Source organism: Rhizobium sp. 05L419 (assembly GCF_056397845.1).
The window spans coordinates 79,844-104,292 of record NZ_JBFTOF010000010.1; the positions used below are offsets into that span (position 1 = coordinate 79,844).

A 24,449-nucleotide genomic window follows, 5' to 3' on the forward strand; every position below is an offset into this window, starting at 1 on the left:
GGTCCATTGTCCCTACACCCGACACGACCTAACCGAGAGGCACGTTGTCCCCATCGCAGCCAAATCGCTCCCCCCCTTCCTGCTTGCAGCCGTTGCACCTTTGCGTAGCGCGCTTTTGGGCGTCGCAATAACGAGTGGCTTCGTCAACGTGCTGGCGCTTACCGGCTCGTTTTTCATGCTGCAGGTCTATGATCGGGTCATTCCCGGCCGCAGCTTGCCGACACTTGTCGGATTGATCGTCATCACAGCGACGCTTTTCGCGTTTCAAGGCATGCTTGAGCTCATCCGTGCCCTGGTTCTTGCGCGCATTGGCGAATCCGTTGACGAGCGTTTCAGTCAAATGGTTTTTCGATCCCTCGCCGCGGCACCGTCGCGAAAGCAGACACGAGAGATCGGGCTGCAGCCGCTGCGCGATATCGATACGGCGCGAGCCTTCCTCTCCGGGCCAGGCCCAACGGCACTCTTTGACCTACCCTGGATGCCTTTCTACCTCGGCCTTTGCTTCTTCTTCCATGTGTGGATAGGGATCACCGCGCTCACGGGCGCGTTGATCCTTGTTGGTCTGACGGTGATTGCAGACATCAAATCAAAAGAGCCTGCTCGTGAAGCTGCCGAAATTGGCCTCGAGCGAATGGCATTGGCAGAGGCGACGAAGCGCAATGCCGAGGCGATCACCTCGATGGGATTCGCTCAACGACTGGGAGATCGGTGGGCTGAGATCAATGCGCGGTATCGGCGAAATCACCTGCGCGCAACAAACATCACTGCCGCGCTTACGACCTTGTCTCGCATCGTTCGGCTTATGCTGCAATCAGGCGTATTGGCGGTGGGCGCCGTGCTCGTCATCCGCCAGGAGGCGACGGGCGGCATCATGATCGCGAGTTCTATTCTGGTCAGCCGCGCACTCGCCCCGGTGGAGCTTGCGATCGGGCAGTGGCGAGGATTTTCTGCGGCGCGCCAGAGCTGGTCACGTCTCATCCGACTTGGCGAGACGACCAATGATGACAAGCCGGAAATTCGCCTTCCGAGGCCGAATGTGGACCTCAGGGTAGAGAACCTACATCTTGCCGCGCCTGGATCAGCGACCCCGATCATCCGTGGTGTATCGTTCGATATCAAAGCTGGAGAAGCGATTGGCGTGATTGGTCCAAGCGCTTCCGGAAAGTCCTCGCTCGCACGAGGACTTGTCGGGCTTTGGACGCCCGTTGCAGGAGCCGTCCGCCTCGATTGTGCGAGCCTCTCGCAATGGGATCGGGAGGAACTCGGCAGACATATCGGCTATCTTCCGCAGGAGATCGGCCTGTTCGACGGTTCGATTGCCGAGAATATTGCGCGGTTTGACCGCTCTGCTTCGCCGGATATGGTCATCGCCGCGGCTCGCGCAGCGGGCATCTACGACATGGTCGTGCGGTTTCCCGATGGTTTTGATACGCGGATCGGCGACCAAGGGGCGGCTTTGTCTGCCGGCCAGAGACAACGTGTTGCACTAGCACGAGCACTCTACGGCGAGCCCTTTTTGGTTGTCCTGGACGAGCCAAACGCCAATCTCGACGCCGAAGGAGACGCAGCACTCGCACACGCGATCCACAGCGTCAGCCTGCGCGGGGGCATTGCAATCGTAGTTGCTCACAGACCAAGTGCCTTGGTGAGCGTCAGCAAGGTGTTGGTGCTCGCAAACGGCCAGATAAAGGCCTTCGGCCCCAAGGAGGATTTGTTCAACCCGGCCGTCCCCGCGCCCACATCGGTGTCCTTCTCCTCCCGCATTCGTTCTCGCAGTGAGGGAGCGGCGGCGCAATGATTGAAAGAGATGTCCTACCCTCAGAACGCGCGATCCGGCGCCTGACATTGCTTGCCCTGTCCGTCATCGTGGTTCTGGTTGGCGTTCTGGGCAGTCTTGCAGCGACGATCCGTCTGAATGGCGCGGTGATCGCCGCAGGCACACTCGTTGTCGACAGTTACGTAAAGCCGGTTCAACATCAACGAGGCGGCACCGTGGATCAGGTCTTCGTCCTCAATGGCGACCGCGTCTCGCCTGGACGGCTTTTGGTCCGTCTCGACGACACCCAGACCCGGGCAACGCTTGCAATCGTCTCACGGAGATTGAGACAGCTTGCGGCACGAACTGCACGACTGTCGGCTGAACGCGATGGCCGCGAGACAGTCGAATTTCCCGAAATGGTAAGCGGAGCAGACGCCGATGAGCGCGCCGCGCTTGTGGACGGGGAACGCAGGCTCTTTGACGACCGCAGATCTTCACAAATGGGCCGTGAAGCACAGCTCAAGGAGCGGGTGCGGCAGCTCGGTCAGGAAGCTGAAGGCTTACTGTCGCAACAGAAAGGCAAGAGCCAGGCGATTGATATCATCGACCGGGAGCTTCAATCTCTTCAGCCGCTTTTGAGACAAGGCATCATTCCCGCTACCCGCGTTTACGCCCTCGAGCGCGACGCGGCTGACCTGAGGGGAGAGCTCGGCAGGTTGGTCGCGTCAGCGGCTGAAGTGAGAGGAAAGATTGCCGAGACTGAATTGCAGATCATTCAGCTGGGCGATGATCGGCGCAGCGAAGTGTCCGAACAGCTGCGACAGGCACAAGGCGACATAGGAGAATATTCGGAGCGCCTTGTTGCTGCGAAGGACGAATTGAAGCACGTCGATATTCGCGCACCGCAGTCGGGAGTGGTCCATCAGCTGGCGGTTCATGCCTCGGGCGCTGTGATCGCGCCCGGCGAAGCGATCATGCAGATTGTGCCCGACGGCGATGCGTTGATCCCGGAGGTCAGACTGTCGCCGCAAGATATCGACCAGGTGACCGTGGGGCAAAACGTGACGCTGCGGTTCTCCGCTTTCAACCAGCGTACCACGCCGGAACTGACCGGCCGCGTCGCCAGTGTGACGGCAGATCTTACCGCCGACCAACGCACCGGCCAAAGCTACTACGGTGTCCGAATTCATGTGCCCGGGTCAGAATGGCAACGGCTTGGAAAGTTGGCGCCCCTTGCTGGCATGCCTGTGGAAGCATTTATCGAAACGGGTGAGCGAACCGCGCTCGGCTACCTCGCAAAGCCGTTCATGGATCAGGCCGCCCGGGCTTTCAGGGAGGAGTAGTTGTGTCGACGTCGGCATGCCTCGCACTGGTACACGCCAGCGCAAACGAGGTTGTTTGTTAATGATGGAATTGATTTTGACGGGAGAACCAGTGGTCTGACCCCAGGCATTTGATCCCCGGGGGTGCCGCCACCCAATGCACGATGGTAGCCTTCAGGTGGGAGGCAAACATAGGAGCTGACCATGCCGCAGTCTATACAAAACGCCGTTGGTAAAAGCCTTTTCTACAGTGGCGGATCAAGTGCCTGGTTCTCGGCAACTGGTTCGGGGCCGGTGCTAAATGGTACCGCTGGCAATGATTCCATCTGGGGTGACAGCTCAGTCAACGTCACGATGCGCGGCGGCACGGGCGACGATATCTACTACCTCTACTCCAGCATCAACCGCGCCGTGGAGGCACCGGGCGCCGGCACTGACACCATCAACACGTGGATGAGCTATACCCTGCCCGAGAACTTCGAGAACCTCACCGTTACCGGCAGCGGTCGCTACGCGTTCGGCAATCATGGCGACAACATCATCTCGGGTGCATCCGGCAGCCAGACCATCGATGGCGGAGCAGGAAATGATGTCCTCATTGGCGGTGGCGGCGCCGATACGTTCATCTTCACCCATGGCAATGGCAGCGACCTGATCGTCGATCTCGGCAGTGACGACACGATCCGTCTGAACGGCTATGGCCTGACCACTTTCGATCAGGTCCTTAGTCACTCAGTGCAGGAAGGTAACAATCTGCGTCTGGATCTCGGCGGTGGCGAAAGCCTTGTCTTTGCAAATAGCACAGCCGCCGATCTCCACGCCGACCAGTTTCAGCTGACACTCGACCGGTCCAAACTGACGCTCACATTTGCAGACGAATTCAATAGTCTCTCTGTTCGCAATGGTGATCAAGGAACGTGGGACACCAAATTCTGGTGGGCGCCCGACAAGGGCAGTACGCTTCCTGGGAACGGTGAGCAGCAATGGTATATCAACCCTTCCTACGCCGCGACTTCGGCAGTCAACCCATTTTCGGTTGAAGACGGCGTCCTGACCATCACGGCGAGCCGGACGCCCGCAGCGCTCGAACCAAAGATCGACGGCTACGACTACACGTCAGGCATACTGACGACCCATTCCTCGTTTGCCCAGACCTACGGCTATTTCGAAATTCGCGCCGACATGCCGACACAGCAAGGCGCCTGGCCCGCTTTTTGGCTGCTGCCCGAAGACGGATCCTGGCCGCCCGAACTCGACATCGTGGAGATGCGGGGCCAGGACCCGAACACCGTAAACGTCACTGTCCACAGTCAGGCAGCCGGGACGCATCAGATCGATTCGACTGCGGTCAAGGTCGCCAGCACCGAGGGGTTTCACAAGTATGGTGTACTCTGGAACGAAGATCAGATCGTTTGGTATTTCGATGACGTGGCCGTGGCACATGCAGACACGCCAGCCGATATGCATGACCCAATGTATATGCTGGTGAATCTTGCCATCGGCGGCGCCGCAGGATCACCAGCCGATGGCTTGCCGAACGGGGCCGATTTTCAGATAGACTACATCCATGCCTATTCGCTTGCCGATAGCCCCATCACGCAGAGTGCACATGTGACAGGTGATGACTGGCAGACCTGAGCCATAACGCGTGACGTTTTGGAGACCGAACCACGATCCCGCCGCATCGCGAGCTGTGTTCATGGCACCTGAAGGTCGCGACCTCCTTGCGCAAGGCTTGCTTTCGCGTTTGCAATACGACCAGCGATCCGGAGGGTGACGTCAGGTTTAAGAGGCCTTCCTTAATTTGTGGCAATGCGAGATTGGTCGAAAGCCGGCCTACGTTGACCTGCACGAAGCGGCTAAAGCGCCGTGGCCTGATCTGCGGTCCATGTCTGATTGTCAAAGCGGCTCTGAGCGCTCGCGATGTTTCTGCGAAGCTCTGGTGTACCGGGAACGGGCGCATAGTAGGAGACGCATTCCCGCTAGCTTAGTTAGGCAGGTTGACCGCTATGTGCAGTGAAGCGCCCGCCTTTTCGGCGGCTGCCCGCAGGCGCTTGTCTCTAGTCCACAAGGCCGCTCGCTGGTCAAGGAGGACAGATGCCAGCAAGTGAGCATCCGTGTAACCAACACCCATGCTGAAAATGCCGTGACGATCGATCATTGTCATGACTTCGTCGTGCGTGGCGACGACCGCTCCGCGCTGCGCCGCCAGAAAAGTCATTACACTGCTGCGATCCCGAAGGCTACCAAGCGCCAGCTCGCCGATCACGGCCGGGTGGCAAAGTAGGCGGCCGTCTTCAATAACCCGGCGCAACTCGGCATCGCCACGGCGAAAATGATCAATCCAGATCGAGGTGTCCGCTAGTATCACTTGGCCGCTGCACTCCGGCGGCGCGGCGCTGCCTCGGCATCCGGCATGGTTCCTCCGAGCGCAATGAGGCGCTTTCCGGACTCCACACGGACAAGCGTCTCCAACGCTTGGCGTACGAGCGCCGCGGTTTCTTTGGTGCCGGTTAAGGCCCTGGCCTTTTCCATAAGCGTGTCGTCGAGGTTAATGGTCGATCGCATGATCTGGTTCCCTTCTCAAGGCATGCAAACTAGCACCATTTGGTGAGCATATCTACGCCTTGGTTGCCGTTGCTATCGGGCGCTGTCCAGCATGACACATTGATTTCTTGACGGCCTGGAAACCGCGCGAAGCTGAAGCGCGCGCTCCTTGGCCGGCCATATGCGTATGCGTCTAGCAAATTGACCCGCAAAGAAGTGGGGCAGCGGGTCGCATCTGTTCAAGGCGGTTAGCCAAAGCCTCCTCACGCAGGAAATCTTGCGACTTGCTTCGGTATCAAAAGCCGCGCCGCCAACATGCAGATAACAACTGTCAACAGCAGGATGAGAGCGACAAGAGCGTTGATATCAGGAGAGAACCCCAACCGCATCATCGCCCAAAGACGGACCGGCAACGTGCTCTGGGTGCCGGTAACGAGGATGGTGATCATGGTTTCGTCGAAAGATAGGGCGAAGGCGAGAATGGCGCCGCCGGCCATGGCGCTCGAAAGGTTTGGCAAGATGACGCGCCAGAAGGTCTGCCATTCGTTCGCGCCGAGATCGTAGGAGGCTTCGACCAGCGTCCGGCTCATCGACTGCAGCCGGGTCAGGATCGTCCGGTAGACGATCGCCAGCACGAAGACCGTGTGGCCGATGATGATGGTGATCAGCGAGCGGTCAAAGTTGATCTCGCGGAAGAAGATCAGCAGCGCTAGGCCGCTGATGACCGGCGGCATCAGGAAGGGCAGGAAGATGATGAACTGCAGCGCCCCGCGCGCTGCACCCCGGCTGTGGTAATAGAGCGCCAGCAGCGTGCCGGAAACGACCGACAGGACCATGGTACAGAAACCGACGATCAGTGTCGCCCGCAGAGCGTCGAGTACATCGGAATTTTCCATCAGCGCCGCATAGGCCGAAAACGTCGGCGTCGACCAGTCGACCTGGCCGTGGTTGATCGTGAAGAAGGACGAGACGATCGGCACGAACAGCGGGCTGTAGAGCAGGATCGCCACCAGCGCGGTGACGAGCGCAAGCAGGATCGTGGACAGGCGAATGCGGCCGCTCATCTCGCCAACCCCCTCTGCCGGCCGAAATGTTCGCCGAGCAGGATTGCCGCGATCACGACGACGGCAAGCGCCACGGAGAGTGCCGCACCGAAGGGCCAGTTGAAGGCGGTGCCGAACTGGCTGTAGAGGACGCGGCCGAAGGTGAAACCGTTGACGCCGCCAACCATCTGCGGGGTCAGAAAATCGCCGATCGCAAGCACGAAGACGAAGCTGGCGGCTGAGGCGATGCCCGGAACGCTCAGGGGAAGCGTGATGCGCAGGAAGGTCTGCACGCCGCTCGCCCCGAGATCGTCGGAAGCGCGCAGCAGGACCTGCGGAATGCGCTCAAGCGTCAAGAAGATCGGCAAGATCGCGAAGGGAATGAGCAGCAGCGTCAAGGTCAGCAAGATCGCGTTCATGTTGAAGACGAAGAGCGTCGATGGCTGGTCGAGGATGCCGAGACCCACGAGCATCGTGTTCAGGAAGCCATTCTGGCCGAGAATGCTGCGGATGGCATAGATCTTGATCACATAGCTCATCAGCAACGGTACCATCAGCAGCATCAGCACGATGTAGCGCCAGCGCCCGTGCAGCATCGTCAGGAAGTAAGCAGCCGGATAGCCGAGAGCGACGCATATGACGGCGACCGACAGGCAGAGCAGGCAGGTATTCCAGAACACCGGCAGGAAGACCGGATCGGTGAAGAAGCGAACGTAGTTGGCGATGGTCAATGTGTGGTTGATTTCGCCGTGATCGACGCTGAAGAAGCTGTAGCCGAGGAAGATCGTCAACGGCACGAGGATGAAGAAGACCGGCATCGCAAAAGCGAACAGCGTGGCGACAACGGTATACAAAGGGCCCCGTCCGCTCATGAAAGCACCAGATGCGATTCACGCGGCGCAAAAGAAAGGTCGAACGTATCGCCCTGCCGCAGAGGACTTCCGTCGGCGCAGCTCGGCAGACGCAGTCGCAGGCGTTCCTGGCCGACCGTGATATGAGCGACGGTCGAGGAACCCGCAAAGGCAAGCTCGCTCACGGTTCCCGAGAAGCGGTTGCTGTTTCCAGTCGCGGCATGAAGTGCTTCGGGGCGGAATACGGCGAAGGCCGCCGTGCCCTCGGCCGCTGACCGCAGGTCGGGCTGGCCCTCGATGGAACAGACGAGCCGGCCGAGTGCGGTGTCGATCGAACGCAAATCGCCATCAACGACGCCCAGCGCCCCGGCAACGAGGTTATTCTCGCCGAAGAAGCGGGCGACGAATTCGCAGTTCGGCCGATAGTAGAGTTCATGCGGTGTACCCAGCTGGCGGATGCGGCCGGATTCCATGACGCAAATGCGGTCGGCCATGCCGATCGCCTCTTCCTGGTCATGCGTGACGAAAAGGAAGGTCGTCTTTACCTCCCGCTGGATCGACTTCAGGAATTCCTGCATCTGGCGGCGCAGTTCGAGATCCAGGGCGGCGAGTGGTTCATCCAGAAGGATGAGCCGCGGTTCGCAGATGAGGGCGCGGGCAAGCGCTACGCGCTGGCGCTGCCCGCCGGAAAGTTGCGAAGGATACCGATCGGCAAACCTGCCGAGTTGAACCAGATCCAGCGCCTCGCCGACGCGGCGTTTGATATCGGCGCGTGGCTTGCGGCGGATGGAAAGGCCGTAGCCAACATTGGCGGCAACCGTCATGTGCGGGAAAAGCGCATAGTCCTGAAAGACGGTATTGAAGGGCCGCTTGTTGATCGGCATGCGGCTGATATCCTGGCCGTCCAGCCTGATGGAACCCGACGTTGCGGCCTCAAGCCCACCGATGAGGCGAAGTACCGTCGTCTTGCCGGAGCCGGACGGACCGAGCACGGTCAGAAACTCGCCGTCTCGGATCGAAAGATCGATCCCGTGGAGTACAGGCACGGGCCCGTAGGATTTCGAAACGGACTGCAGGCTGAGCAGTTCCTGGGGTTGGGTCATAGGCTATACTCGGCATGTGATGGGAAAGCGGTCCGGGGCGTCCGGACCGCTGTGTTCAAGGATGCACGCGACCGATGATCAAGGCGTCGCCTTGACCTCGTTCCAGAGATCGGAGCGCTTGAGCGGATCTTCGACATTGTCGAGCCAGATCAGCTTGTCGTTGCCGCCGGCGCTGGCCGTCTCGGTCACGGTATTGCCGAAGCCGGTGCGTTCCGAGAGCTGCGAGCTCACCTTCTTGGAGATCATGAAGTTGATCCACTTCTCGGCCGCAGCCTTGTCGTGCACACCCTTCGAGATCACCCAGTTGTCGAGCCAGGCAAGTGCGCCTTCGCCGGGATTGATATAGGCGACATGGGCGCCGACGGCCTGCAGGGCTTTCAGCTGCTGCTGGCCGTAATTGGCCCAGATGAGGGCAACGTCGTTGCTCTTGTAGATCTGCTGGGCTTCGTCGGCGGTCGTATAGAAGCTGAGGACATTGTGCTTCAGGTCGACCAGCTTGGCCTTGACCGCGGCGATCTGGTCGTCGGTGAGGTGGAACGGATCCTTGTAGCCGAGCGTCAGCGCGGTGAAGGAGACGTTGTGTTCGCCGTTGTCATAGGCGAGCACCTTGCCCTGATAGGCCGGATCCCAGAGAACCGACATGGAGGTGGGCGCCGGTTTTACCTTGTCGGTATCGTAGATGAGGCCGATCGAATCGAAACAGAACGGGATGCCGTAGACCTTGCCGTCCTTGGTGACGCCGCGAACGGTCGTCAGATCCCGGAAGCGCGACAGCACCTCCTTCTGGTTGGGCATGTCCGCCGTGTCGATCGCCGTGACGAGGTCGGCCGCGATATAGCGCTGCAGCTGGGCGGTGTTGACGGCAAAGACGTCGAAATCCTTGCCTTCGCTGCCCTTCATCTTGGCCCAGGCTTCATCGTCGCTGCCAATGAAGACCACATCGACGCCGATGCCGGTCTCGGCAGTGAATTCCTTCACCCAGTTCTTGTCCGCATAGCCGTCCCAGGCGAGAACGCGGAGGTTTTCGGCAAAGGCTGCCGAGGCCATCATCGACACGGCAAAGCCGGCGGTCGCTATTCCTGTCAGAAGTTTTCTCAATCCCATTTTCGTTCCCTTTATTGTTGGTGTTGCAAATGCGATCGCTGCGAATGCCTGGCCTACAGTTGCGTGATGGTCACCAGGCCTTCGTCGGGTGCCAGTTCCACCCGATTGCGCAACGGCTTGCCGAAGACTTCCGCTTCGATTTCGTACTCATCCCCCGGACCGGTCTGGACGCCGAAGGCATAGCTCATCACCGCGGCTCCGAAGAAATAGGCATGCAGGTCTCCCGACCGGCGATGCATCGGATAGCGGAAATGATAGTGCTCGAGATTGGCGATGGAGTGCGACATGTGTGCCTCACCGGAGAGAAACTCCTCTTCCCAGATGACGACGCCGTCGCGCCGGATCCGCGAGTGGCCGCGCACCTCGTCCGGAAGCTCGCCGACCAGCAGCTCGGGCCCGATCGAGCAGGAGCGCAGCTTGGAGTGGGCGAGGTAGAGATAGTTCTCGGCCTCTGTGACGTGGTCGGAGTATTCGTTTCCGAGCGCATAGCCGATGCGGTAGGGGCTCCCGTCCGGCCCGACGATGTAGAGGCCGACGATTTCCGCCTCCTCGGCGCCGGCGCGGGCAAAGGCCGGCATCGGCAGGGCAGCACCCGGGGCGACGACGCAGGTGCCGACGCCCTTGAAAAACCATTCCGGCTGCACGCCGGGCGGGCCGCCCGCCGGCTTGCCGCCTTCGAGGCCCATGCGGAAGATCTTCAGCGAGTCGGACTCCTGGGCGTCTTCGCCGTGGGTCAGGATGTGCATCTTGTCGCGCGCATTGGCGCTGCCGGTATGGGTGAGGCCGGTACCGGTCACAAGGAAGCGGGCCGGCTCGTCATGGTCGAGCGGCGCCAGCACCAGGTTCTCCCGAAGCAAGTGGTCGTAGTCCACCAGCTCGGCTGTCGCGCGTTCATCGGCGACCACTGCAAGCGGGATGCCGCGGGTGATTGCCGCTTCGGCGAGTTCCCGGACGGAATACGTATCCTTGAGCGGATGCAAATGGTTGCCATCGGCCGAGACGCGGCCGACCTTGCGCTCGCCCTTCGGCGTTTTGAACTGAACGAGACGCATGACTGCACCTTTCTGTGTGGCGGACGGATTGTTCATACCCAGCCACCGTCGACGATGAATTGCTGGCTTGTGCACATGGCGCTGTCATCGGCTGCGAGGAAAAGCGCCATGCGGGCAACGTCGGAGGGCTGGAGCCGGTCCGGCAGACATTGGCGTTCCTCGATCTGGCGTTCGCCGGCCGGCGTCAGCCACAGGCGCATCTGGCGCTCGGTCATCACCCAGCCGGGCACCATGCAGTTGACGCGGATGCGCTCGGGGCCGAGCTCACGGGCGAGCGCGCGCGTCATACCGTAGATCGCCGCCTTGGCGGTGACATAGGCCGGACAATCCGGATCGCCGACCATCCAGGTGATGGAGCCGAAATTGATGATCGAGCCGCCGCCCAGTTCCTTCATGTAAGGTCTTGCAGCTTGGGCGGCGAAGAACTGATGGCGAAGATTGACGGCCATGCGGTCGTCCCAATAGGCGACCGTGACGTCTTCCGTCTGGTGGCGGTCGTCGCTGCCGGCATTGTTGCAGAGCACCTGGATCTGACCGTTCTGCGCCACGGCCTGGGCGATTGCCAGGCGCAGGGCTTCGACGTCGCGAAGATCGCATGGGATGAAGAGCGGTGGCACGTCACCCTCCGCGGCAATGGAAGCGACGAGCTGACGGGACGGTTCTTCTGCGACATCGACGAAGGCGACGCGACTGCCCTGGGCGCAGAAGTGCCGGACGAGGCTTTCACCGATGCCGCTGCCGCCGCCGGTGATGAATATGCTCTTGCCCTTGAGGCTCGGATAGATCGCGAAATTGTTCGGCTGGCTGCTCATTATCAGAACCGTCTAGTGGGAGTGCCGCGGGATGCCGGCATCGCGCCGGCCCACGAGAAAATCGAAGTCGCAGCCGGTATCGGCCTGCATGACCCGCTCGACGTAGAGGCTCGGATAGCCACCCTGTGGCGGGGTCGGCGGCAGCCATTCGGCGCGTCGAAATGCCAGCTCCTCGTCGGAGACCATCAACTCAAGCCTGCGGCCGGCCACATCGAGCTCGATGAAGTCGCCGTCGCGCACCAGGGCGAGGACACCGCCGGCCGCCGCTTCCGGCGCGACATGCAGGACGACGGTACCATAGGCGGTGCCGCTCATGCGGGCGTCGGAAATGCGCACCATGTCGGAGACGCCCTGCTTCAAGAGCTTGGCCGGCAGGGGCATGTTGCCGACTTCAGCCATGCCCGGATAGCCGCGCGGGCCGCAATTCTTCAGCACCATCACCGAGCTCGCGTCAATGTCGAGATCCGGATCGTCGATGCGCTCGTAATAATGTTCGATATTTTCGAAGACGACGGCCTTGCCGCGATGTTGCATCAGCTCCGGCGTCGCCGCCGAAGGCTTGATGACGGCACCGCTCGGGGCAAGATTGCCGCGCAGGACGGCAATGCCGCCTTCCTTCGTCAGCGGATTGTCGAAGGGCCGGATGACCTCCTCGTTGTAATTGGTCGCATTTTCGATGATTTCGGCCACGGTCTTGCCGCTGACGGTGATCGCGTCGCGATGCAGGAGCCCCGCGTCGTCAAGGGCCGCCATGACGGTCGAAAGACCGCCGGCATAGTAGAAATCCTCCATCAGGAAGCGGCCGGAGGGCATCAGGTCGACGATGGTCGGCACGGCGCGGCCGAGCCTGTCCCAGTCCTCCAGGTTCAGTTCGACGCCGATCCGCCGGGCGATGGCGATCAGATGCAGCACGGCATTGGTCGAGCCGCCGATCGCGCCGTTGACGCGAATGGCATTCTCGAACGCTTCCTTTGTCAGGATCTGGGAAATCTTGACGTCGTCATTGACCAGTTCGACGATGCGCCGGCCCGCCATATGGGCGAGCACGCCGCGCCGCGCGTCGACGGCGGGAATTGCCGCATTGTCCGGCATGCCGATGCCGAGCGCCTCGACCATGCTCGCCATCGTCGATGCGGTGCCCATCGTCATGCAGCTGCCGGCCGACCGGCTCTGGCCCTGCTCCGCTGCCAGGAAGTCGCTGACCGCCATGCGGCCGGCCTTGACGTCTTCGGCGAATTTCCAGACATGCGTTCCCGAGCCGATATCCTGGCCGCGGAACTTGCCGTTCAGCATCGGGCCGCCGGAGACAGCGATGGTCGGAAGATTGGCGGAGGCCGCGCCCATCAAAAGCGCCGGTGTGGTCTTGTCGCAGCCGACGAGCAGGATGACACCGTCCATCGGGTTGCTGCGGATCGATTCTTCGACGTCCATGCTGGCGAGATTGCGGAACAGCATGGCGGTCGGGCGCATGTTGCTTTCGCCGAGCGACATGACCGGGAACTCGAAAGGAACGCCGCCGGCCTCGTAGACGCCGCGCTTCACGTGCTCGGCAACGCCGCGCAGATGGGCATTGCAGGGCGTGAGCTCCGACCAGGTGTTACAGATGCCGATAACGGGGCGGCCGTCGAAGACGTGGTCGGGCAGCCCCTGGTTCTTCATCCAGCTGCGGTGCATGAAGGCGTTCTTGCCGTCTCCTCCGAACCATTCGGACGAACGCAGCTTGCGTTTGGGCTGGGTCATTTATTCTGTTCCTGTACCTTGCGACGCAGATTGCGGCTTTCGATGCCGCGCCTCACATCTTCCTCGGCGTGATCAAGCAGGACGAGCAGCGCCTGCTGAGCTCCCGGTCCATCCTTCGCCGCGATTCTCTCGGCTACGGCGCGGTGCAGCGGGAGGGATGGGCGCTGACCGTCCGGATTGTCGTTGGAAAGGCGAAAGCTCATCAGAAGTGCCGTCTCGATGAGAGCGGCGAGCGAGCCCATCAGCTCGTTTCCGGTCATGCGTAGGATCGTTTGATGAAAGACGAGATCGGGTTCGGCGAAGCGGTCGCCGTCGTCACCATAGGTTTCCATTTCGGCAAGAGCCGAATTGAGTTCTTTTAGTTGCTCGGGCGTGGCGCGCTGCGCGGCAAGGGCTGCCGACATCGGCTCGATGGCCCGACGCAGCTCGAACAGTCCCTTGACGTCATCGTGGTTGATTGAACCGGAGTAGCGCCAAGACAGCACGTCGGGATCAAGGAAGTTCCAATCGGAGCGGGGACGAACGCGCGTGCCAGTTTTCGGACGAGATTCGACCAGACCCTTACCTGCCAGCACCTTGATTGCCTCGCGAAGCACCGAACGACTGACGCCGATCATCTCCTTGGAGTCGTCCGCGTTCGGCAGCGCTTCGCCGGGAAGAAACCGGCCCTGCACAATCCAGGTGCCGATCTGCTCGACAGCAGCGGCATGCATGGTGTTGCTGGAACTCTGAAAACCAGCTGCAGTGGTGGAGGAAGGGAACCGGACAGGAGCAGGCAATGTGTAAATCTTCCTATTATTCATAATATATGTATTATTGCGGATGGGTTTTCTGTCAAGGACTGTTTTTGCACGGTGGCAACAAGACCCTGGCGAACGCAGCACTCTGGAACCAATCACGTCAGAGTAGCGTCGCCTCAACATTTGCGGCGGTATTTACCGGCATGAGCCCGCACCCGCCGACCGACGTGACGAGGCCCCAGGGAAAGCTTTGCCGACAAGTGGCATCTCGATGAAATGGGCATTGCTATCAAAGGCAGAAAATGGTCTCGATGCTGGTCCAGGGCCGTCGGTGCAAGACGGCGGTCCTTCGACTGATGCGAGAGCTACTGTAGGGCCAGTGCGTCACGCCACGTGTCATGATCACCGACAAGCTCAGATTCTAAGATGCAGCCAGAAGAGAAATCATGCCCCGTGTCGAGCATCGCTCGCATAAAGGCCAGTTCGGCGACGTCAAAGACGCATGATCCGGTTCAGGTCGGCAGGGCAATGCCAGTGCTTCATCTCCATCCACGGCCCGATCGCCAGGGTCCGCCACGACAATTGATGCGCACACGGCCTCTTTCACGACGCCGGTAGGACGGTAATCTGGACGTATTTGTCAAGCGCGGCGCGGAGGATATAGCGGGCGGCAATCATCTGCGTCTCAGGGTTTCCAGCGCCAACTATCAAGCCCACCATGTCGTCGCAAATTTCGCCGGGACCATAGAGGCTGCCCTCATGGTCAGAAGCGACTTGAGGAGGCCGGACAAAGTCGAAATCGAAATTGACGGGCGCAATTGACGACCGTTGTGAAGCCTTCTTGACATAGGATCCGTTCGGAGCGCCCGTGGAGCGGACACCCCGAACAGTTAGGCTACTTCTGGATACAGGTATCAACAGTGTCCTTGGTGCACTCGTCGAGACCCGTGAAAACCGGATCGTCGACAGGTTTTCCGGCGATCAGGTCCATCATTACCGAAGGCGCCTTGTAGCCCATCTCGAATGGCCGCTGACCGACGAGAGCCGTTACCAGGCCTTCACGTGCAATCGCCACTTCATCGCCGATCGTGTCGGCGGCGCCAATGACGAACTGGTTGCTGGCTATCTTGTCAGCCATCGGCTTGAACAGGTCGCGGTAGGGCTGCGGCGCGCCGAACAACGGCCAGCCGCCCATGATGCCGAATGCGGCGAGGTCGGGATTGGCGGCGAGGATGTCGGTCATCGCCTGCACACCCTTTGCGCCGTCATCATTGGTGAAGACAGGGCAACCGGCGGCTTCCGTCCAGCCGCCCTCACCCTTCAGCTCAGCCAAGCCCTTCTGGCCAGTGAGCGTGTCGCGCATGCCCTGTGCGCGGCGCAGAATGTTGTCGGCGCCGGGATTGCCTTCGATCGTGCAGATCTTACCGCCCTTCGGCATGGCCTTTTTGATGTATTCGCCGATACGCGCGCCCATCAGATAGTTGTCCGTGCCCAGATAGGTCTTGCGCAACGCCGAATCTTCGGCGGCAAGATCCGCATCCAGTGTCATGACCGGAATTGTCGGATTGGCGGTTTTCAGCGTCTGGGCAATAAGCTTGGCGTTGGATGGCGAGATGGCAATCGCAACGGTGTCGGCCTTGCCCAGCATATCCTGGACGATCTGCGCTTCACCGGCCTCGTCAGAGGTCGATGCCGGGCCTGTATAAAAGCACTCATACTCGGAACTGGCGTTTTCCTTGTTCCATTTCTGGCAGCCCTGGTTGATCGCTTCGAAGAACGGGTTGTCGAGCCCTTTCACGACGATCACCAGCTGCTTTTTGGCCAACGCCTGTCCGGCACTGAGTGCCAGAACGGCAACGCCAAGCAATAGTAACTTCCTCATGGCTTCCTCCCTTGAAACAGACGGACACGGCGTGTCCGCCATACGTCAACCCGGATACCAGACAATGCGAGGATCATTGTGTGAGCGCTCGTACGTCCAAGCCGAGTCGATAAGCAATTCCAGATCGTAGACGGGTTGCCAGTCCAGCAGGTACTTGGCCTTGCTGTTGTCCATCCAGTTCGAATGAAACTGGCTCGGTATGTCGACGGAATCGAGGCCGCGGGTGCGGGCGAGGTAGCCGGCTACTTCGCCATAATCGACCGGACGATCCATGCAGATGTTGAAGAGTTGCCGCTTCGCGCGTGGATTGTCGATCGCGGCCGATATGGCGCTGACCAGATCATCTACATGCACAAAGTTGCGCTTCAGCGGGCGCCCGTCGGCGTCGCGCAGCAACGGCACGGTACCCCTGGCTGCATAGCGCTTTGCGTCGGCCTCCGGAACGAGCGCTTTCCAGTCGGGCCCGCCGAACACGTCGTCGCCGAAGGAAAGCGTATATTTGAAGTCATCCTTTTCCATAATCCACGGCGCGCGCAGACAGCAGCCGTTGACGTCGTACTGGATGCCGAACTGTTCCAACATCACCTCTTCCAGAACCTTCGATAGAGCGTAGCTTCCCGGATACGCACTGTGCGGCGTCTGTTCGGTGATCGGCTGTACGTGGCGATGGTAGAAATGCCCGATCCCCGCATCGCCGCCGATCAGGATGAACTGGCGCGCAGTGGGACTGCCTCGGTACGCCTCAAGCAACCAGAACAAGCCCTTGATCGCCACGTCCATGACATCGACAGGTGTTTCCTTGCAGGTGGCAAGGTGGACGACATGTGTGACGCCGACAAGAGCAGCAGTCACGACATCCCGATCGGCGATCGAGCCCCGCACGACCTCGATCCGGTCCGTTTCTTTACACACACGGTTATGGCACAGCGCGCGAAGGCGCGCCTTGGCAAATCGCGGATCGTCAAGCAGCCCAGCCATGAAGTGCCGCCCGACCTTGCCCGTAGCACCGGTAACAAGGATAAGCATGCTCTCCTCCCAGCAACAGCTAATATCCACGCGCTCCATTCGTCAACGGGTGCTTCTATCAGAAATGGAATTTTATGAGGTGTCGTTCGATTCACCGTACAATTGATTGACGGTATCGCGCGGTTTTGCATAAATGCAAGTATCGCTTCTTTCGGGAGGAAATCGGGAAAGCGATGCGCGAGGGCTCCACGCGAAAACGACGAGCCCGGTTCGGCGTGGCCATGCGCCTTGGGGCTTGGGGCTTGGGGAGGCTAGAAGGGTGGTGGCAGTTCTCGAACTCACCAACATCTCCAAACATTTCGGCGCCATCCAGGCGGTCAACGATGTTTCGCTTGGCCTTGAGGCAGGGCAAGTGGTCGGTCTCATGGGCGACAACGGCGCCGGTAAATCCACATTGGTCAAGATGATCGCCGGCAACTTTCGGCCAAGCCACGGGACCATGCAGATGGACGGCAGGGAACTCGTCCTTCACCGCCCGGTGGAGGCACGCCAGCATGGCATCGAGATCGTTCACCAGGATCTTGCACTCTGCAACAACCTGACGGCGGCGGCGAACGTATTTCTCGGACGCGAGCTGCGCTTCGGCGTCGGCCCGTTGAAGGTGCTGGACTATAAGGCGATGTACCGACGTGCTGGAGCGATTTTTAAGGAGCTGAAGTCGGAGACGCGCCCGCGTGACCTCGTAAAGCAGATGTCGGGCGGCCAGCGGCAGGCGGTGGCGATCGCCCGCACGATGCTATCGGAGGCGAAGATCGTGCTCATGGATGAGCCAACGGCGGCCATTTCGGTCCGCCAGGTGGCGGAAGTCCTCAATCTGATCCGCCAATTGCGTGACCGAGGCATCGCCGTCGTATTGATCAGCCATCGCATGCCGGACGTCTTTGCGGTTGCCGACCGGGTCATCGTGATGCGGCGCGGCAGAAAGGTCGCTGACAAGTCAATCGAGGCGAGTTCGCCCGAGGAAGTGACGGGGCTCATTACCGGCGCGATCGAGCAGGTGTGATTAAATCAGATCAACCGGATCGGATGGAAACGAAGGTCAGCGATGACAATTACCCTTGATCAGACGATCAGTCAGAAGCAGCAAGGCTGGCTTGCGGCGGTCCTCGGAAGTCAGACCTTCTGGGTCCTGCTCTCCGTCATCCTCGCCTGCGTTTTCCTCTCTTTTGCTACTGACTCCTTCGCGACAACGAAGAACCTTTACAACATCACTCGCAATGTCACTTTTGTTGCAATCATAGCGCTCGGCATGACGATCGTTATCATTACCGGCGGAATCGACTTGTCGGTGGGGTCCGTGCTTTGCCTGTGCAGCATGGTGCTCGCGGTTGTCATGAATGCCGGCTACAGCATCGAGGTGGGAATCGCCGCCTCGGTCGGCACCGCGCTCGTAATCGGGGCGTTCAACGGGGCGCTGATCGCTTACCTGGGTTTTCCTCCGTTCGTCGTCACGCTCGGCATGCTCTCGATCGCCCGGAGCCTCGCGATGGTTGCGTCCAACAATACCGTCGTCTTTCAGTTCGGGCCGGATCACGACAAGCTACTGGCACTTGGCGGAGGCGCCTGGTTTTTCGGCATTGCGAACCCTGTGCTCTACATGATCGTACTGGCGCTTCTCACCGGCTTTGTGTTGCGATGGACCAGGTTCGGCCGTTATCTGTTTGCCATCGGCGGCAATGAACACGCCGCAACGCTCACTGGCGTTCCGGTGCGGATGATCAAGGTTGCTGTCTATATGATTTCTGCCCTGTCGGCGGGGATCGCCGGTATCATCCAAACTGGCTGGCTCGGCGCCGTTACGACCAACATCGGCGCGGGAATGGAACTCCAGGTCATCGCCGCTGCCGTCATTGGCGGCGCCAATCTTGCCGGTGGCAGCGGCACCGCTTTTGGCGCCTTGATCGGGGCAGCTCTGATCGAGGTGATCCGCAACAGTCTTGGCTTGCTGGGCATCAATGCTTTCTGGCAAGGCACCTTCATCGGCGGCGCCATCGTGCTTGCGGTCCTGTTCGATCGGATTCGCAACTTCCGGCAAAGTGAATAGCGAAATATTTGCCAGACAAGGGCGATGTCATGTCTGGAACGCGCCCGTTCGGCACTGTGATCTTGGCGATGATTGCCCTTTTGCGGGTCGGATACAGTCATGTCTCCGGCCTGCAAGCGCGCTTTGATATGATCGCTGGCCCTGATGTTTTGCGCTCGAACGCATCGGCTGCTCGTCATAGACGGCAATCCGCTGGAGAACGTCGACCTGATCGCAAATCCCGACACGAGCCTCGTACTCATCATGAAGGATGGAAAGGCCTATAAGGATACGCTCGGGGCGTAGCTCAGCCGGAACCACAGCCCGACTTTCAACGCGAAAGTGGCACTTGCAGCGATGAGGGGTGAACCCACAACAGATTATCGCGCGGTCCGCCGCCATACTTCCGATTCCCTTTGAGCCTGCGTCTGGTCGAGGAAATGCTGTTGGAGCGTGGCATCGTTGTGTCTTATGAAACGATCATGAGCAGTCGAAGCGCTCTAGCATCTTCCTGAGCTGAACGTTCTGCAAGCTCAGCTTCTGAGCCAATTGGCGTCTCAGTTGCTTGATTTCATTGTCGAGGCTTGCGGTCACTTCGAAAAATGGATCCGTGGCAAAGGAAGACTGCGCACTCTGATCCAATTCAGTGACGATCATGCTGCGCGCAACCAGCTGGACGCGGTCTTTCTTTGCTGGCGCTGAACGTTTTGTACGTGGCGCTACGGAAGACTTTGTGTTCGTTCTGCTTCCGGGCACTATCGCATTCGTGTCAGCGCCAGATTGAGGGATCTCATCGCGCGCCGGTGCCTGATCCTCATCAACAGCGACGGGAAGCGGAACTGCCTGCGCGCCGTCGACATCGCTTTCGCGTTTATTTGATGTGGTCGTCGGACGTTCAGGCGGCGTAATTCTCTTGTGGCCGGATCCGGAGAACCCTTGCGGTAGGCTTGGAGGAAGAGCGGGCGTCTGTTGCGCTTCGCTTTCGATCGCATGGCGATCGCTCTCATTTCCAGTCGAACGCTGCTGTGGATCTTCTTCACGCCGCCGGGACGTCAGTTGAACAAGGAGTTTCCATGGTGATTTCATGATGCGTGACCTTCAAGCAACCCGCATTGCAAAGTCGCGTCAGTTTTCAACCCGGCGCACGACATGCGCCGGGGAAATTCATGACTGCCGCGGGTATAGTGGCCGAGGTCGATCGCGCAACCGACCATCTTCCCCCTCACAATCAATCGAACCCGAGGCGCTTGCGCAGGTCGGAATTTTCCACACGTAGCTTGTCTGCCAGAGCTTTACGGAGGCGCTTGTTCTCTTCTTCAAGCTTGACCAGATCAGCCATCTCCTCGAGAGGAGCAGCGGGCGCTTTGGCTGTTTGCTTGGCTTGCTTTGCGGTATTTTTTGCCGTGTTCTTGGCGCCCTTTGTCTTGCTCTTACCGACCACAGGCTGCTCAACGACCGCCGCCTTCGCGTCTCCGGTCGGTTCGCTGACCCTCTTCCGATAGGCCCTGGGTGATTTTACAGTCTCGGCAGCGGGCACTGTTGCTTCGGCAACGGCCTTCTGACGGCGTGGCGCGCGCTGCTTTTTAGGCGCCAGCGCTATTGCCGTGGCGTCTGTCTCCACAGACTCGGTCGTAGAACTCGGATTAATTTCATCAACCATCAGCAATCTCCCTCTGTCGCTGCGCATGTTTTCGACTGAGCGAACGTGGGAGTCAACACGATCCATGAGGGATCGCGAACTGTTTTGGTGCGCAGTCCAGCCACGCCGAGATATTGCCGAAGTCGCAAAACGCGTTTCGCCACATGTGCGGAGAGAGGTGACCCCGGTTCTGTCCCGATCTTCAGGATGCGTCTGCCAGCATGGAAACGCGGCGAACTCGCCGCGCTCCAATCTCCATTCGTCATGGGGCGTCTGAGTCCGCGGCAATACCGTCGAGGTCTGCCATCGCCTCCGCCGGCAAGGTCATGTCGGCGGCAGCAAGATTTTCCCTGAGGTGGGCGCGCGATGACGTGCCTGGGATCAACAGAATATTCGGAGCACGTTCGAGGAGCCATACGAGCGCCACCTGCAGCGGTGTCATGCCAAGCCGAGCCGCGACATCCGACAGTGTCGAGGACTGCAGTGGTGAAAAACCGCCGAGCGGGAAGAAGGGCACATAGGCCGTTCCTTGCGCAGCAAGCCGGGTGATCATGGCATCGTCACCTCGGTTGGCGAGATTGTATTGGTTCTGGACGCAAACGATATCGGTGATCTTGCGGCCGTCCTCTATCTGCTTTGGCGTCACATTCGACAGGCCGATATGCCTGATCAGACCCTGCCGCTGCAGGTCGGCCAAAACAGTGAGCGGTTCATCAAGTGATCCCTCGGCAGGGCCGTGAACGTCGAACATGGCCCGCAGGTTGACCACCTCGAGGACGTCCAGCCCAAGGTTCGTGAGATTGTGGTGAATAGCCTTAGTCAACGCTTCCTTCGAGAAGGCGGGATTCCATGAAGCGTCCGTGCCGCGCGTCGCGCCAACCTTGGTGACAATCACGAGATCGTCCCGGTATGGGTGCAATGCTTCCATGATAATCTGGTTGGTGACATGAGGGCCGTAGAAGTCGCTCGTGTCGATGTGATTGACGCCGTCTTCCACCGCTTCGCGCAGGACCGCAATTGCTTCGGCGCGATCTTTTGGCGGCCCGAAAACGCCCCTGCCAGCGAGCTGCATCGCGCCATAGCCAAGCCGTTTGACCATACGGTCACCAAGTCTAAACGTTCCGGATTTTTCTACTTTAGACATGCGTTCATCTCCGATTGAGGACAAAGCGCGTAAGTAGGCCTGTAGCATTGTCACGACAATCGGATACAATCCGGACGGGCTGTCCGCTGTTCCGGACAATTACAGAGAAGCCGGAGAGCATGAAGCAGGGAAAGCCGGAAATGGGGGATGTCAGCGCGTTCCTGGCCGTGGCGAGAGCTGGAGGTTTTCGCGAGGCGGCACGGGCAACCGACACGAGTTCATCAGCGCTGAGTGACGCGGTTCGGCGTCTCGAAGCGGAACTTGGCGTTCGGCTATTGAACCGCACCACGCGCAGTGTCGTGCCGACGGAAGCGGGCCGCGGCCTGATGGAACGCCTCGGCCCTGCATTCGGTGAGATCAACTCCGCGCTCGAACATGTGAAGGGCTTTCGCGATCGGCCCGCCGGAACGCTGAAGCTGAATGTTCCCGTCAGTGCTGCGCGACTGGTCCTGCCGTGCATCGTGCCGCCCTTTCTCGCAACCTATCCCGACATCAGGCTCGAAATCGTCACTGACGAGAGTTTCGTCGATATCGTCGCGGCCGGCTGCGATGCAGGTATCCGTTATGATGAACGCTTGGAACAGGACATGATTGCGGTTCCCATTGGTCCCCGCATCCAGCGGTTTGCCAGCGGCGCGTCGCCTCACTATCTTGCGGCCCGTGGCAAGCCGGAACATCCGCGAGACTTGCTCTCGCATGCATGTATCCGAACCCGTTTTGCGGGCCGGGCGATTTCCGCCTGGGAGTTCGAGCGCGAAGGCGCTGTTGTCAAAGTCGATCCACCAGGCCAGTTCGTGGTGCAGGCTGGGGGCGGCACGGACCTTGGAGTTGCGGCGGCAATTGCTGGCACAGGCATCGTGTCGCTCTTCGAGGATTGGCTTCGGCCCCATTTCGAAAGCGGTGCGCTCGAACCTGTACTGGAGCCCTGGTGGCAGAGCTTTCCCGGCCCGTTTCTCTACTATCCCGGGCGGAGGCTCGTGCCGGCACCGCTTCGGGTCTTCATCGATTTCGTCAGGGCGATGCCGTGTGATGAGTGGACTTCCGAGGCATGCCGCGCGGGAATTGCGTTGGGGACGCCATAGACGGACGTCGCTTGCCTGGCGGCCGCCTACCAGATGCTATCTGCGTGCGGTTCAGGGGGCGTCGGAGCCACTTGGGCTAACGCCCAGACGCTTCCAGTCTGGCGAGAAAGACAATCCCGGCGGTATGTCGCATGGTGCAAGTGAACGAGCACTCCGTCGCCCGCATGTTCTCGGGCTTCGCGTGCCTCTGCCGAACCGGATTTATAGTGCTCTCGCGGCATGGCGCTCGACGATTTCCGTTCGTGTCACATTGACCAGAGAATCGAAAGTGGAGCTGCGTGTAACTTCTCTCCGAACGGGGTCACGCGATCATGATCGTGAAGTACCAGGCCACGGATAAAGCGATCCCCGACGGCGTCCTGTAGTTGCCTCAACCCTTTGAAGTCGTCCGTTTTGACCGTGGCTGACGCCTTCACTTCAACGCCGATGATCCGGCCACGACGGTCTTCGATCACCACATCCACCTCGTCCTGATCCTTGGTCCGATAGTGCGAGAAGGACAGGCGTCGATCCGACCAGGACGCAAGTTTCAGAAGCTCGGAAACCACGAAACTTTCCAGAAGTGCGCCAAATCTCGTTCGGTCGCGTCGCAGAGTTTCCAGATCGTCTTCCCGTAGGTTTGCGAGAAGGCCGGTATCGACGAAGTGGAGCTTTGGAGTTTTCACGAGCCGGCTGAGGCGGTTGTTCGACCACGGCGCGATAGTCCGCAGCAGAAAGAGCCGCTCAAGGATTGCCACATACTTCTGGGCCGTAACGCTCGACAATCCAAGCGCCGATCCGAAGCTGCTGTGGTTCACCAGTTGCCCGGCATGCTCGGCAAGCACGTCAAGCAATCTCGGCAGTCGGTCGAGCTGGTCGATGTTGGCGATATCCCTCACATCGCGATCTAGAATGAGAGACACATAGTCCTCAAGCCATGCCGCCCGGCGCGCCGGTGTCGGCCGGCGTAGAACTTCAGGATAACCACCATTCAGGACGACATTGATTAAATCGTCACCGAACACGGCCCCTTCACGGATCGTCGGCTCATCGCCAGCAAACAGGCGGTTGAGCAACTGCCCGGGAGTCGAGTGGATTTCCGATTGTGCAAATGGAAGCAGCGAAACGACTGCCATTCGTCCGGCGAGGGAATCGGCGATAGCTGGCACCGTTGCAAGGTTAGCAGAACCAGTCAGCAGGAACCGGCCGGGCTCTTCGTCACGATCCACGCTCTCCTTGATGGCTAGCATCAGATCAGGAGCACGTTGGATCTCGTCAATCACAGCGCGGTCGATACCGCGAATGAACCCCGTTGGATCGGACTTCGCGGCATTCAGCGTACCAGCGTCGTCCAACGTTATATACCGACGATTGCCATCGGCGAATTGACGTGCGAGCGTCGTCTTACCCGCTTGACGCGGGCCTGATATGAGGACGACGCGGGTGTCGGCCAGCGCGGTTTCCACAATGGGTCGTGCTTTTCGATCAACATAGGACTTTGCCGCGGGATCAGCCTTCATCCGACCATTCTTAATTGAAGTGCCGACTAATTTAAAGTTAAAAATCGTCCAGTTTAAATTTTCAAGTATCTGCGGACCAGG

General features: G+C 59.9%; 22 protein-coding genes and 4 pseudogenes. 9 read left to right on the plus strand and 17 right to left on the minus strand.

The window, feature by feature from the left end:
• Positions 1–100 precede the first annotated feature (100 nt).
• From AC1DMK_RS15070 to eglC, 3 genes are all read left to right on the plus strand, one after another.
• Positions 101–1,798, plus strand: a complete 1,698-nt coding sequence (locus AC1DMK_RS15070) for a type I secretion system permease/ATPase (RefSeq protein WP_477860015.1) — start codon at positions 101–103, stop codon at positions 1,796–1,798.
• Entirely contained in the window at positions 1,795–3,102 is a 1,308-nt protein-coding gene (locus AC1DMK_RS15075) for an HlyD family type I secretion periplasmic adaptor subunit (protein ID WP_477860017.1), read from the plus strand. Before AC1DMK_RS15070 ends, AC1DMK_RS15075 begins: the two co-directional genes overlap by 4 nt.
• Positions 3,103–3,285: 183 nt before the next feature.
• Positions 3,286–4,719 carry an endo-1,3-1,4-beta-glycanase EglC gene (eglC, locus tag AC1DMK_RS15080; protein WP_477860019.1) on the plus strand — a complete coding sequence of 478 codons (1,434 nt, stop codon included), beginning with the start codon at positions 3,286–3,288 and terminating at the stop codon, positions 4,717–4,719.
• A gap of 349 nt (positions 4,720–5,068) precedes the next feature.
• Here eglC and AC1DMK_RS15085 read toward each other — a convergent pair whose 3' ends face one another.
• From AC1DMK_RS15085 to AC1DMK_RS15130, 10 genes are all read right to left on the minus strand, one after another.
• Positions 5,069–5,452 (minus strand): type II toxin-antitoxin system VapC family toxin, encoded by a 384-nt coding sequence (locus AC1DMK_RS15085; RefSeq protein WP_477860021.1) that lies wholly within the window; start codon positions 5,450–5,452, stop codon positions 5,069–5,071.
• Complete coding sequence (locus AC1DMK_RS15090) at positions 5,449–5,649, minus strand: type II toxin-antitoxin system VapB family antitoxin (RefSeq protein WP_477860023.1); 201 nt, start codon at positions 5,647–5,649, stop codon at positions 5,449–5,451. The genes AC1DMK_RS15085 and AC1DMK_RS15090 overlap by 4 nt, the downstream gene beginning before the upstream one ends.
• 242 nt (positions 5,650–5,891) lie before the next feature.
• Entirely contained in the window at positions 5,892–6,692 is an 801-nt protein-coding gene (locus AC1DMK_RS15095; RefSeq protein WP_477860024.1) for an ABC transporter permease, read from the minus strand.
• Positions 6,689–7,543: an ABC transporter permease gene (locus AC1DMK_RS15100; RefSeq protein ID WP_037065186.1), complete on the minus strand. Its 855-nt coding sequence runs from the start codon at positions 7,541–7,543 to the stop codon at positions 6,689–6,691. Before AC1DMK_RS15100 ends, AC1DMK_RS15095 begins: the two co-directional genes overlap by 4 nt.
• The gene (locus AC1DMK_RS15105; RefSeq protein ID WP_477860026.1) at positions 7,540–8,625 is read right to left on the minus strand and encodes an ABC transporter ATP-binding protein; all 1,086 of its coding nucleotides are present in this window, start codon (positions 8,623–8,625) and stop codon (positions 7,540–7,542) included. Before AC1DMK_RS15105 ends, AC1DMK_RS15100 begins: the two co-directional genes overlap by 4 nt.
• A gap of 78 nt (positions 8,626–8,703) precedes the next feature.
• On the minus strand, positions 8,704–9,729 hold the full coding sequence (locus AC1DMK_RS15110; protein WP_477860028.1) for an ABC transporter substrate-binding protein: 1,026 nt from the start codon (positions 9,727–9,729) through the stop codon (positions 8,704–8,706).
• Between the two features lie 53 nt (positions 9,730–9,782).
• Positions 9,783–10,781 (minus strand): AraD1 family protein, encoded by a 999-nt coding sequence (gene araD1 / locus AC1DMK_RS15115; RefSeq protein ID WP_477860162.1) that lies wholly within the window; start codon positions 10,779–10,781, stop codon positions 9,783–9,785.
• Between the two features lie 32 nt (positions 10,782–10,813).
• Positions 10,814–11,593 (minus strand): SDR family NAD(P)-dependent oxidoreductase, encoded by a 780-nt coding sequence (locus tag AC1DMK_RS15120; protein WP_477860030.1) that lies wholly within the window; start codon positions 11,591–11,593, stop codon positions 10,814–10,816.
• A gap of 12 nt (positions 11,594–11,605) precedes the next feature.
• Positions 11,606–13,333 carry an IlvD/Edd family dehydratase gene (locus AC1DMK_RS15125; protein ID WP_477860032.1) on the minus strand — a complete coding sequence of 576 codons (1,728 nt, stop codon included), beginning with the start codon at positions 13,331–13,333 and terminating at the stop codon, positions 11,606–11,608.
• The gene (locus AC1DMK_RS15130) at positions 13,330–14,217 is read right to left on the minus strand and encodes a FadR/GntR family transcriptional regulator (RefSeq protein ID WP_477860034.1); all 888 of its coding nucleotides are present in this window, start codon (positions 14,215–14,217) and stop codon (positions 13,330–13,332) included. The genes AC1DMK_RS15125 and AC1DMK_RS15130 overlap by 4 nt, the downstream gene beginning before the upstream one ends.
• Before the next feature lie 102 nt (positions 14,218–14,319).
• Between AC1DMK_RS15130 and AC1DMK_RS15135 the strand changes: the two are divergent.
• Positions 14,320–14,644, plus strand: a pseudogene (locus AC1DMK_RS15135) (IS6 family transposase); the annotation flags it as partial.
• On the opposite strand, the pseudogene AC1DMK_RS15140 reads toward AC1DMK_RS15135, so the two are convergent.
• From AC1DMK_RS15140 to AC1DMK_RS15150, 3 genes and pseudogenes are all read right to left on the minus strand, one after another.
• Positions 14,631–14,914, minus strand: a pseudogene (locus AC1DMK_RS15140) (protein phosphatase); the annotation flags it as partial. The pseudogenes AC1DMK_RS15135 and AC1DMK_RS15140 sit on opposite strands and share 14 nt — an antisense overlap.
• Before the next feature lie 54 nt (positions 14,915–14,968).
• A complete protein-coding gene (locus AC1DMK_RS15145; protein ID WP_477860036.1) occupies positions 14,969–15,955 on the minus strand; it encodes a sugar-binding protein in 987 nt (328 codons plus the stop codon).
• A gap of 45 nt (positions 15,956–16,000) precedes the next feature.
• Positions 16,001–16,981, minus strand: a complete 981-nt coding sequence (locus AC1DMK_RS15150; protein WP_477860038.1) for an NAD-dependent epimerase/dehydratase family protein — start codon at positions 16,979–16,981, stop codon at positions 16,001–16,003.
• 262 nt (positions 16,982–17,243) lie between these two features.
• Between AC1DMK_RS15150 and AC1DMK_RS15155 the strand changes: the two genes are divergently transcribed.
• From AC1DMK_RS15155 to AC1DMK_RS15170, 4 genes and pseudogenes are all read left to right on the plus strand, one after another.
• Positions 17,244–17,984, plus strand: coding sequence for an ATP-binding cassette domain-containing protein (locus AC1DMK_RS15155; protein ID WP_477860040.1), 741 nt, complete (start codon positions 17,244–17,246; stop codon positions 17,982–17,984).
• A gap of 42 nt (positions 17,985–18,026) precedes the next feature.
• Complete coding sequence (locus AC1DMK_RS15160; protein ID WP_477860042.1) at positions 18,027–19,025, plus strand: ABC transporter permease; 999 nt, start codon at positions 18,027–18,029, stop codon at positions 19,023–19,025.
• Between the two features lie 168 nt (positions 19,026–19,193).
• Positions 19,194–19,310: pseudogene (locus AC1DMK_RS15165) on the plus strand (Xaa-Pro dipeptidase); the annotation flags it as partial.
• Positions 19,311–19,368: 58 nt separating this feature from the next.
• A pseudogene (locus tag AC1DMK_RS15170) lies at positions 19,369–19,486 on the plus strand (IS6 family transposase); the annotation flags it as partial.
• Here AC1DMK_RS15170 and AC1DMK_RS15175 read toward each other — a convergent pair.
• The 3 genes from AC1DMK_RS15175 to AC1DMK_RS15185 all read right to left on the minus strand — a co-directional run bounded on the left by AC1DMK_RS15175 (position 19,485) and on the right by AC1DMK_RS15185 (position 21,787).
• The gene (locus AC1DMK_RS15175) at positions 19,485–20,090 is read right to left on the minus strand and encodes a hypothetical protein (RefSeq protein WP_477860044.1); all 606 of its coding nucleotides are present in this window, start codon (positions 20,088–20,090) and stop codon (positions 19,485–19,487) included. The pseudogene AC1DMK_RS15170 and the gene AC1DMK_RS15175 sit on opposite strands and share 2 nt — an antisense overlap.
• Positions 20,091–20,232: 142 nt before the next feature.
• Positions 20,233–20,664 (minus strand): SyrB-like regulator, encoded by a 432-nt coding sequence (locus AC1DMK_RS15180; protein WP_477860046.1) that lies wholly within the window; start codon positions 20,662–20,664, stop codon positions 20,233–20,235.
• Positions 20,665–20,905: 241 nt separating this feature from the next.
• Complete coding sequence (locus AC1DMK_RS15185) at positions 20,906–21,787, minus strand: aldo/keto reductase family oxidoreductase (RefSeq protein WP_477860048.1); 882 nt, start codon at positions 21,785–21,787, stop codon at positions 20,906–20,908.
• A 119-nt stretch (positions 21,788–21,906) separates the two neighbouring features.
• Here AC1DMK_RS15185 and AC1DMK_RS15190 point away from each other — a divergent pair, with 119 nt between their 5' ends.
• The gene (locus tag AC1DMK_RS15190) at positions 21,907–22,869 is read left to right on the plus strand and encodes a LysR family transcriptional regulator (protein ID WP_477860050.1); all 963 of its coding nucleotides are present in this window, start codon (positions 21,907–21,909) and stop codon (positions 22,867–22,869) included.
• Positions 22,870–23,114: 245 nt separating this feature from the next.
• On the opposite strand, the gene AC1DMK_RS15195 is transcribed toward AC1DMK_RS15190, so the two are convergent.
• Entirely contained in the window at positions 23,115–24,368 is a 1,254-nt protein-coding gene (locus AC1DMK_RS15195; protein WP_477860164.1) for an ATP-binding protein, read from the minus strand.
• Between the last annotated feature and the right edge of the window lie 81 nt (positions 24,369–24,449).

Excerpts from the sequence above, each read along its gene's own strand:
- AC1DMK_RS15075 (WP_477860017.1), top strand. The coding sequence starts at position 1,795 with ATGATTGAAAGAGATGTCCTACCCTCAGAACGCGCGATCCGGCGCCTG.
- eglC (WP_477860019.1), top strand. The coding sequence starts at position 3,286 with ATGCCGCAGTCTATACAAAACGCCGTTGGTAAAAGCCTTTTCTACAGT.
- AC1DMK_RS15090 (WP_477860023.1), bottom strand. The coding sequence starts at position 5,649 with ATGCGATCGACCATTAACCTCGACGACACGCTTATGGAAAAGGCCAGG.
- AC1DMK_RS15095 (WP_477860024.1), bottom strand. The coding sequence starts at position 6,692 with ATGAGCGGCCGCATTCGCCTGTCCACGATCCTGCTTGCGCTCGTCACC.
- AC1DMK_RS15100 (WP_037065186.1), bottom strand. The coding sequence starts at position 7,543 with ATGAGCGGACGGGGCCCTTTGTATACCGTTGTCGCCACGCTGTTCGCT.
- AC1DMK_RS15105 (WP_477860026.1), bottom strand. The coding sequence starts at position 8,625 with ATGACCCAACCCCAGGAACTGCTCAGCCTGCAGTCCGTTTCGAAATCC.
- AC1DMK_RS15110 (WP_477860028.1), bottom strand. The coding sequence starts at position 9,729 with ATGGGATTGAGAAAACTTCTGACAGGAATAGCGACCGCCGGCTTTGCC.
- araD1 (WP_477860162.1), bottom strand. The coding sequence starts at position 10,781 with ATGCGTCTCGTTCAGTTCAAAACGCCGAAGGGCGAGCGCAAGGTCGGC.
- AC1DMK_RS15120 (WP_477860030.1), bottom strand. The coding sequence starts at position 11,593 with ATGAGCAGCCAGCCGAACAATTTCGCGATCTATCCGAGCCTCAAGGGC.
- AC1DMK_RS15125 (WP_477860032.1), bottom strand. The coding sequence starts at position 13,333 with ATGACCCAGCCCAAACGCAAGCTGCGTTCGTCCGAATGGTTCGGAGGA.
- AC1DMK_RS15145 (WP_477860036.1), bottom strand. The coding sequence starts at position 15,955 with ATGAGGAAGTTACTATTGCTTGGCGTTGCCGTTCTGGCACTCAGTGCC.
- AC1DMK_RS15150 (WP_477860038.1), bottom strand. The coding sequence starts at position 16,981 with ATGCTTATCCTTGTTACCGGTGCTACGGGCAAGGTCGGGCGGCACTTC.
- AC1DMK_RS15160 (WP_477860042.1), top strand. The coding sequence starts at position 18,027 with ATGACAATTACCCTTGATCAGACGATCAGTCAGAAGCAGCAAGGCTGG.
- AC1DMK_RS15175 (WP_477860044.1), bottom strand. The coding sequence starts at position 20,090 with ATGAAATCACCATGGAAACTCCTTGTTCAACTGACGTCCCGGCGGCGT.
- AC1DMK_RS15180 (WP_477860046.1), bottom strand. The coding sequence starts at position 20,664 with ATGGTTGATGAAATTAATCCGAGTTCTACGACCGAGTCTGTGGAGACA.
- AC1DMK_RS15185 (WP_477860048.1), bottom strand. The coding sequence starts at position 21,787 with ATGTCTAAAGTAGAAAAATCCGGAACGTTTAGACTTGGTGACCGTATG.
- AC1DMK_RS15190 (WP_477860050.1), top strand. The coding sequence starts at position 21,907 with ATGAAGCAGGGAAAGCCGGAAATGGGGGATGTCAGCGCGTTCCTGGCC.
- AC1DMK_RS15195 (WP_477860164.1), bottom strand. The coding sequence starts at position 24,368 with ATGAAGGCTGATCCCGCGGCAAAGTCCTATGTTGATCGAAAAGCACGA.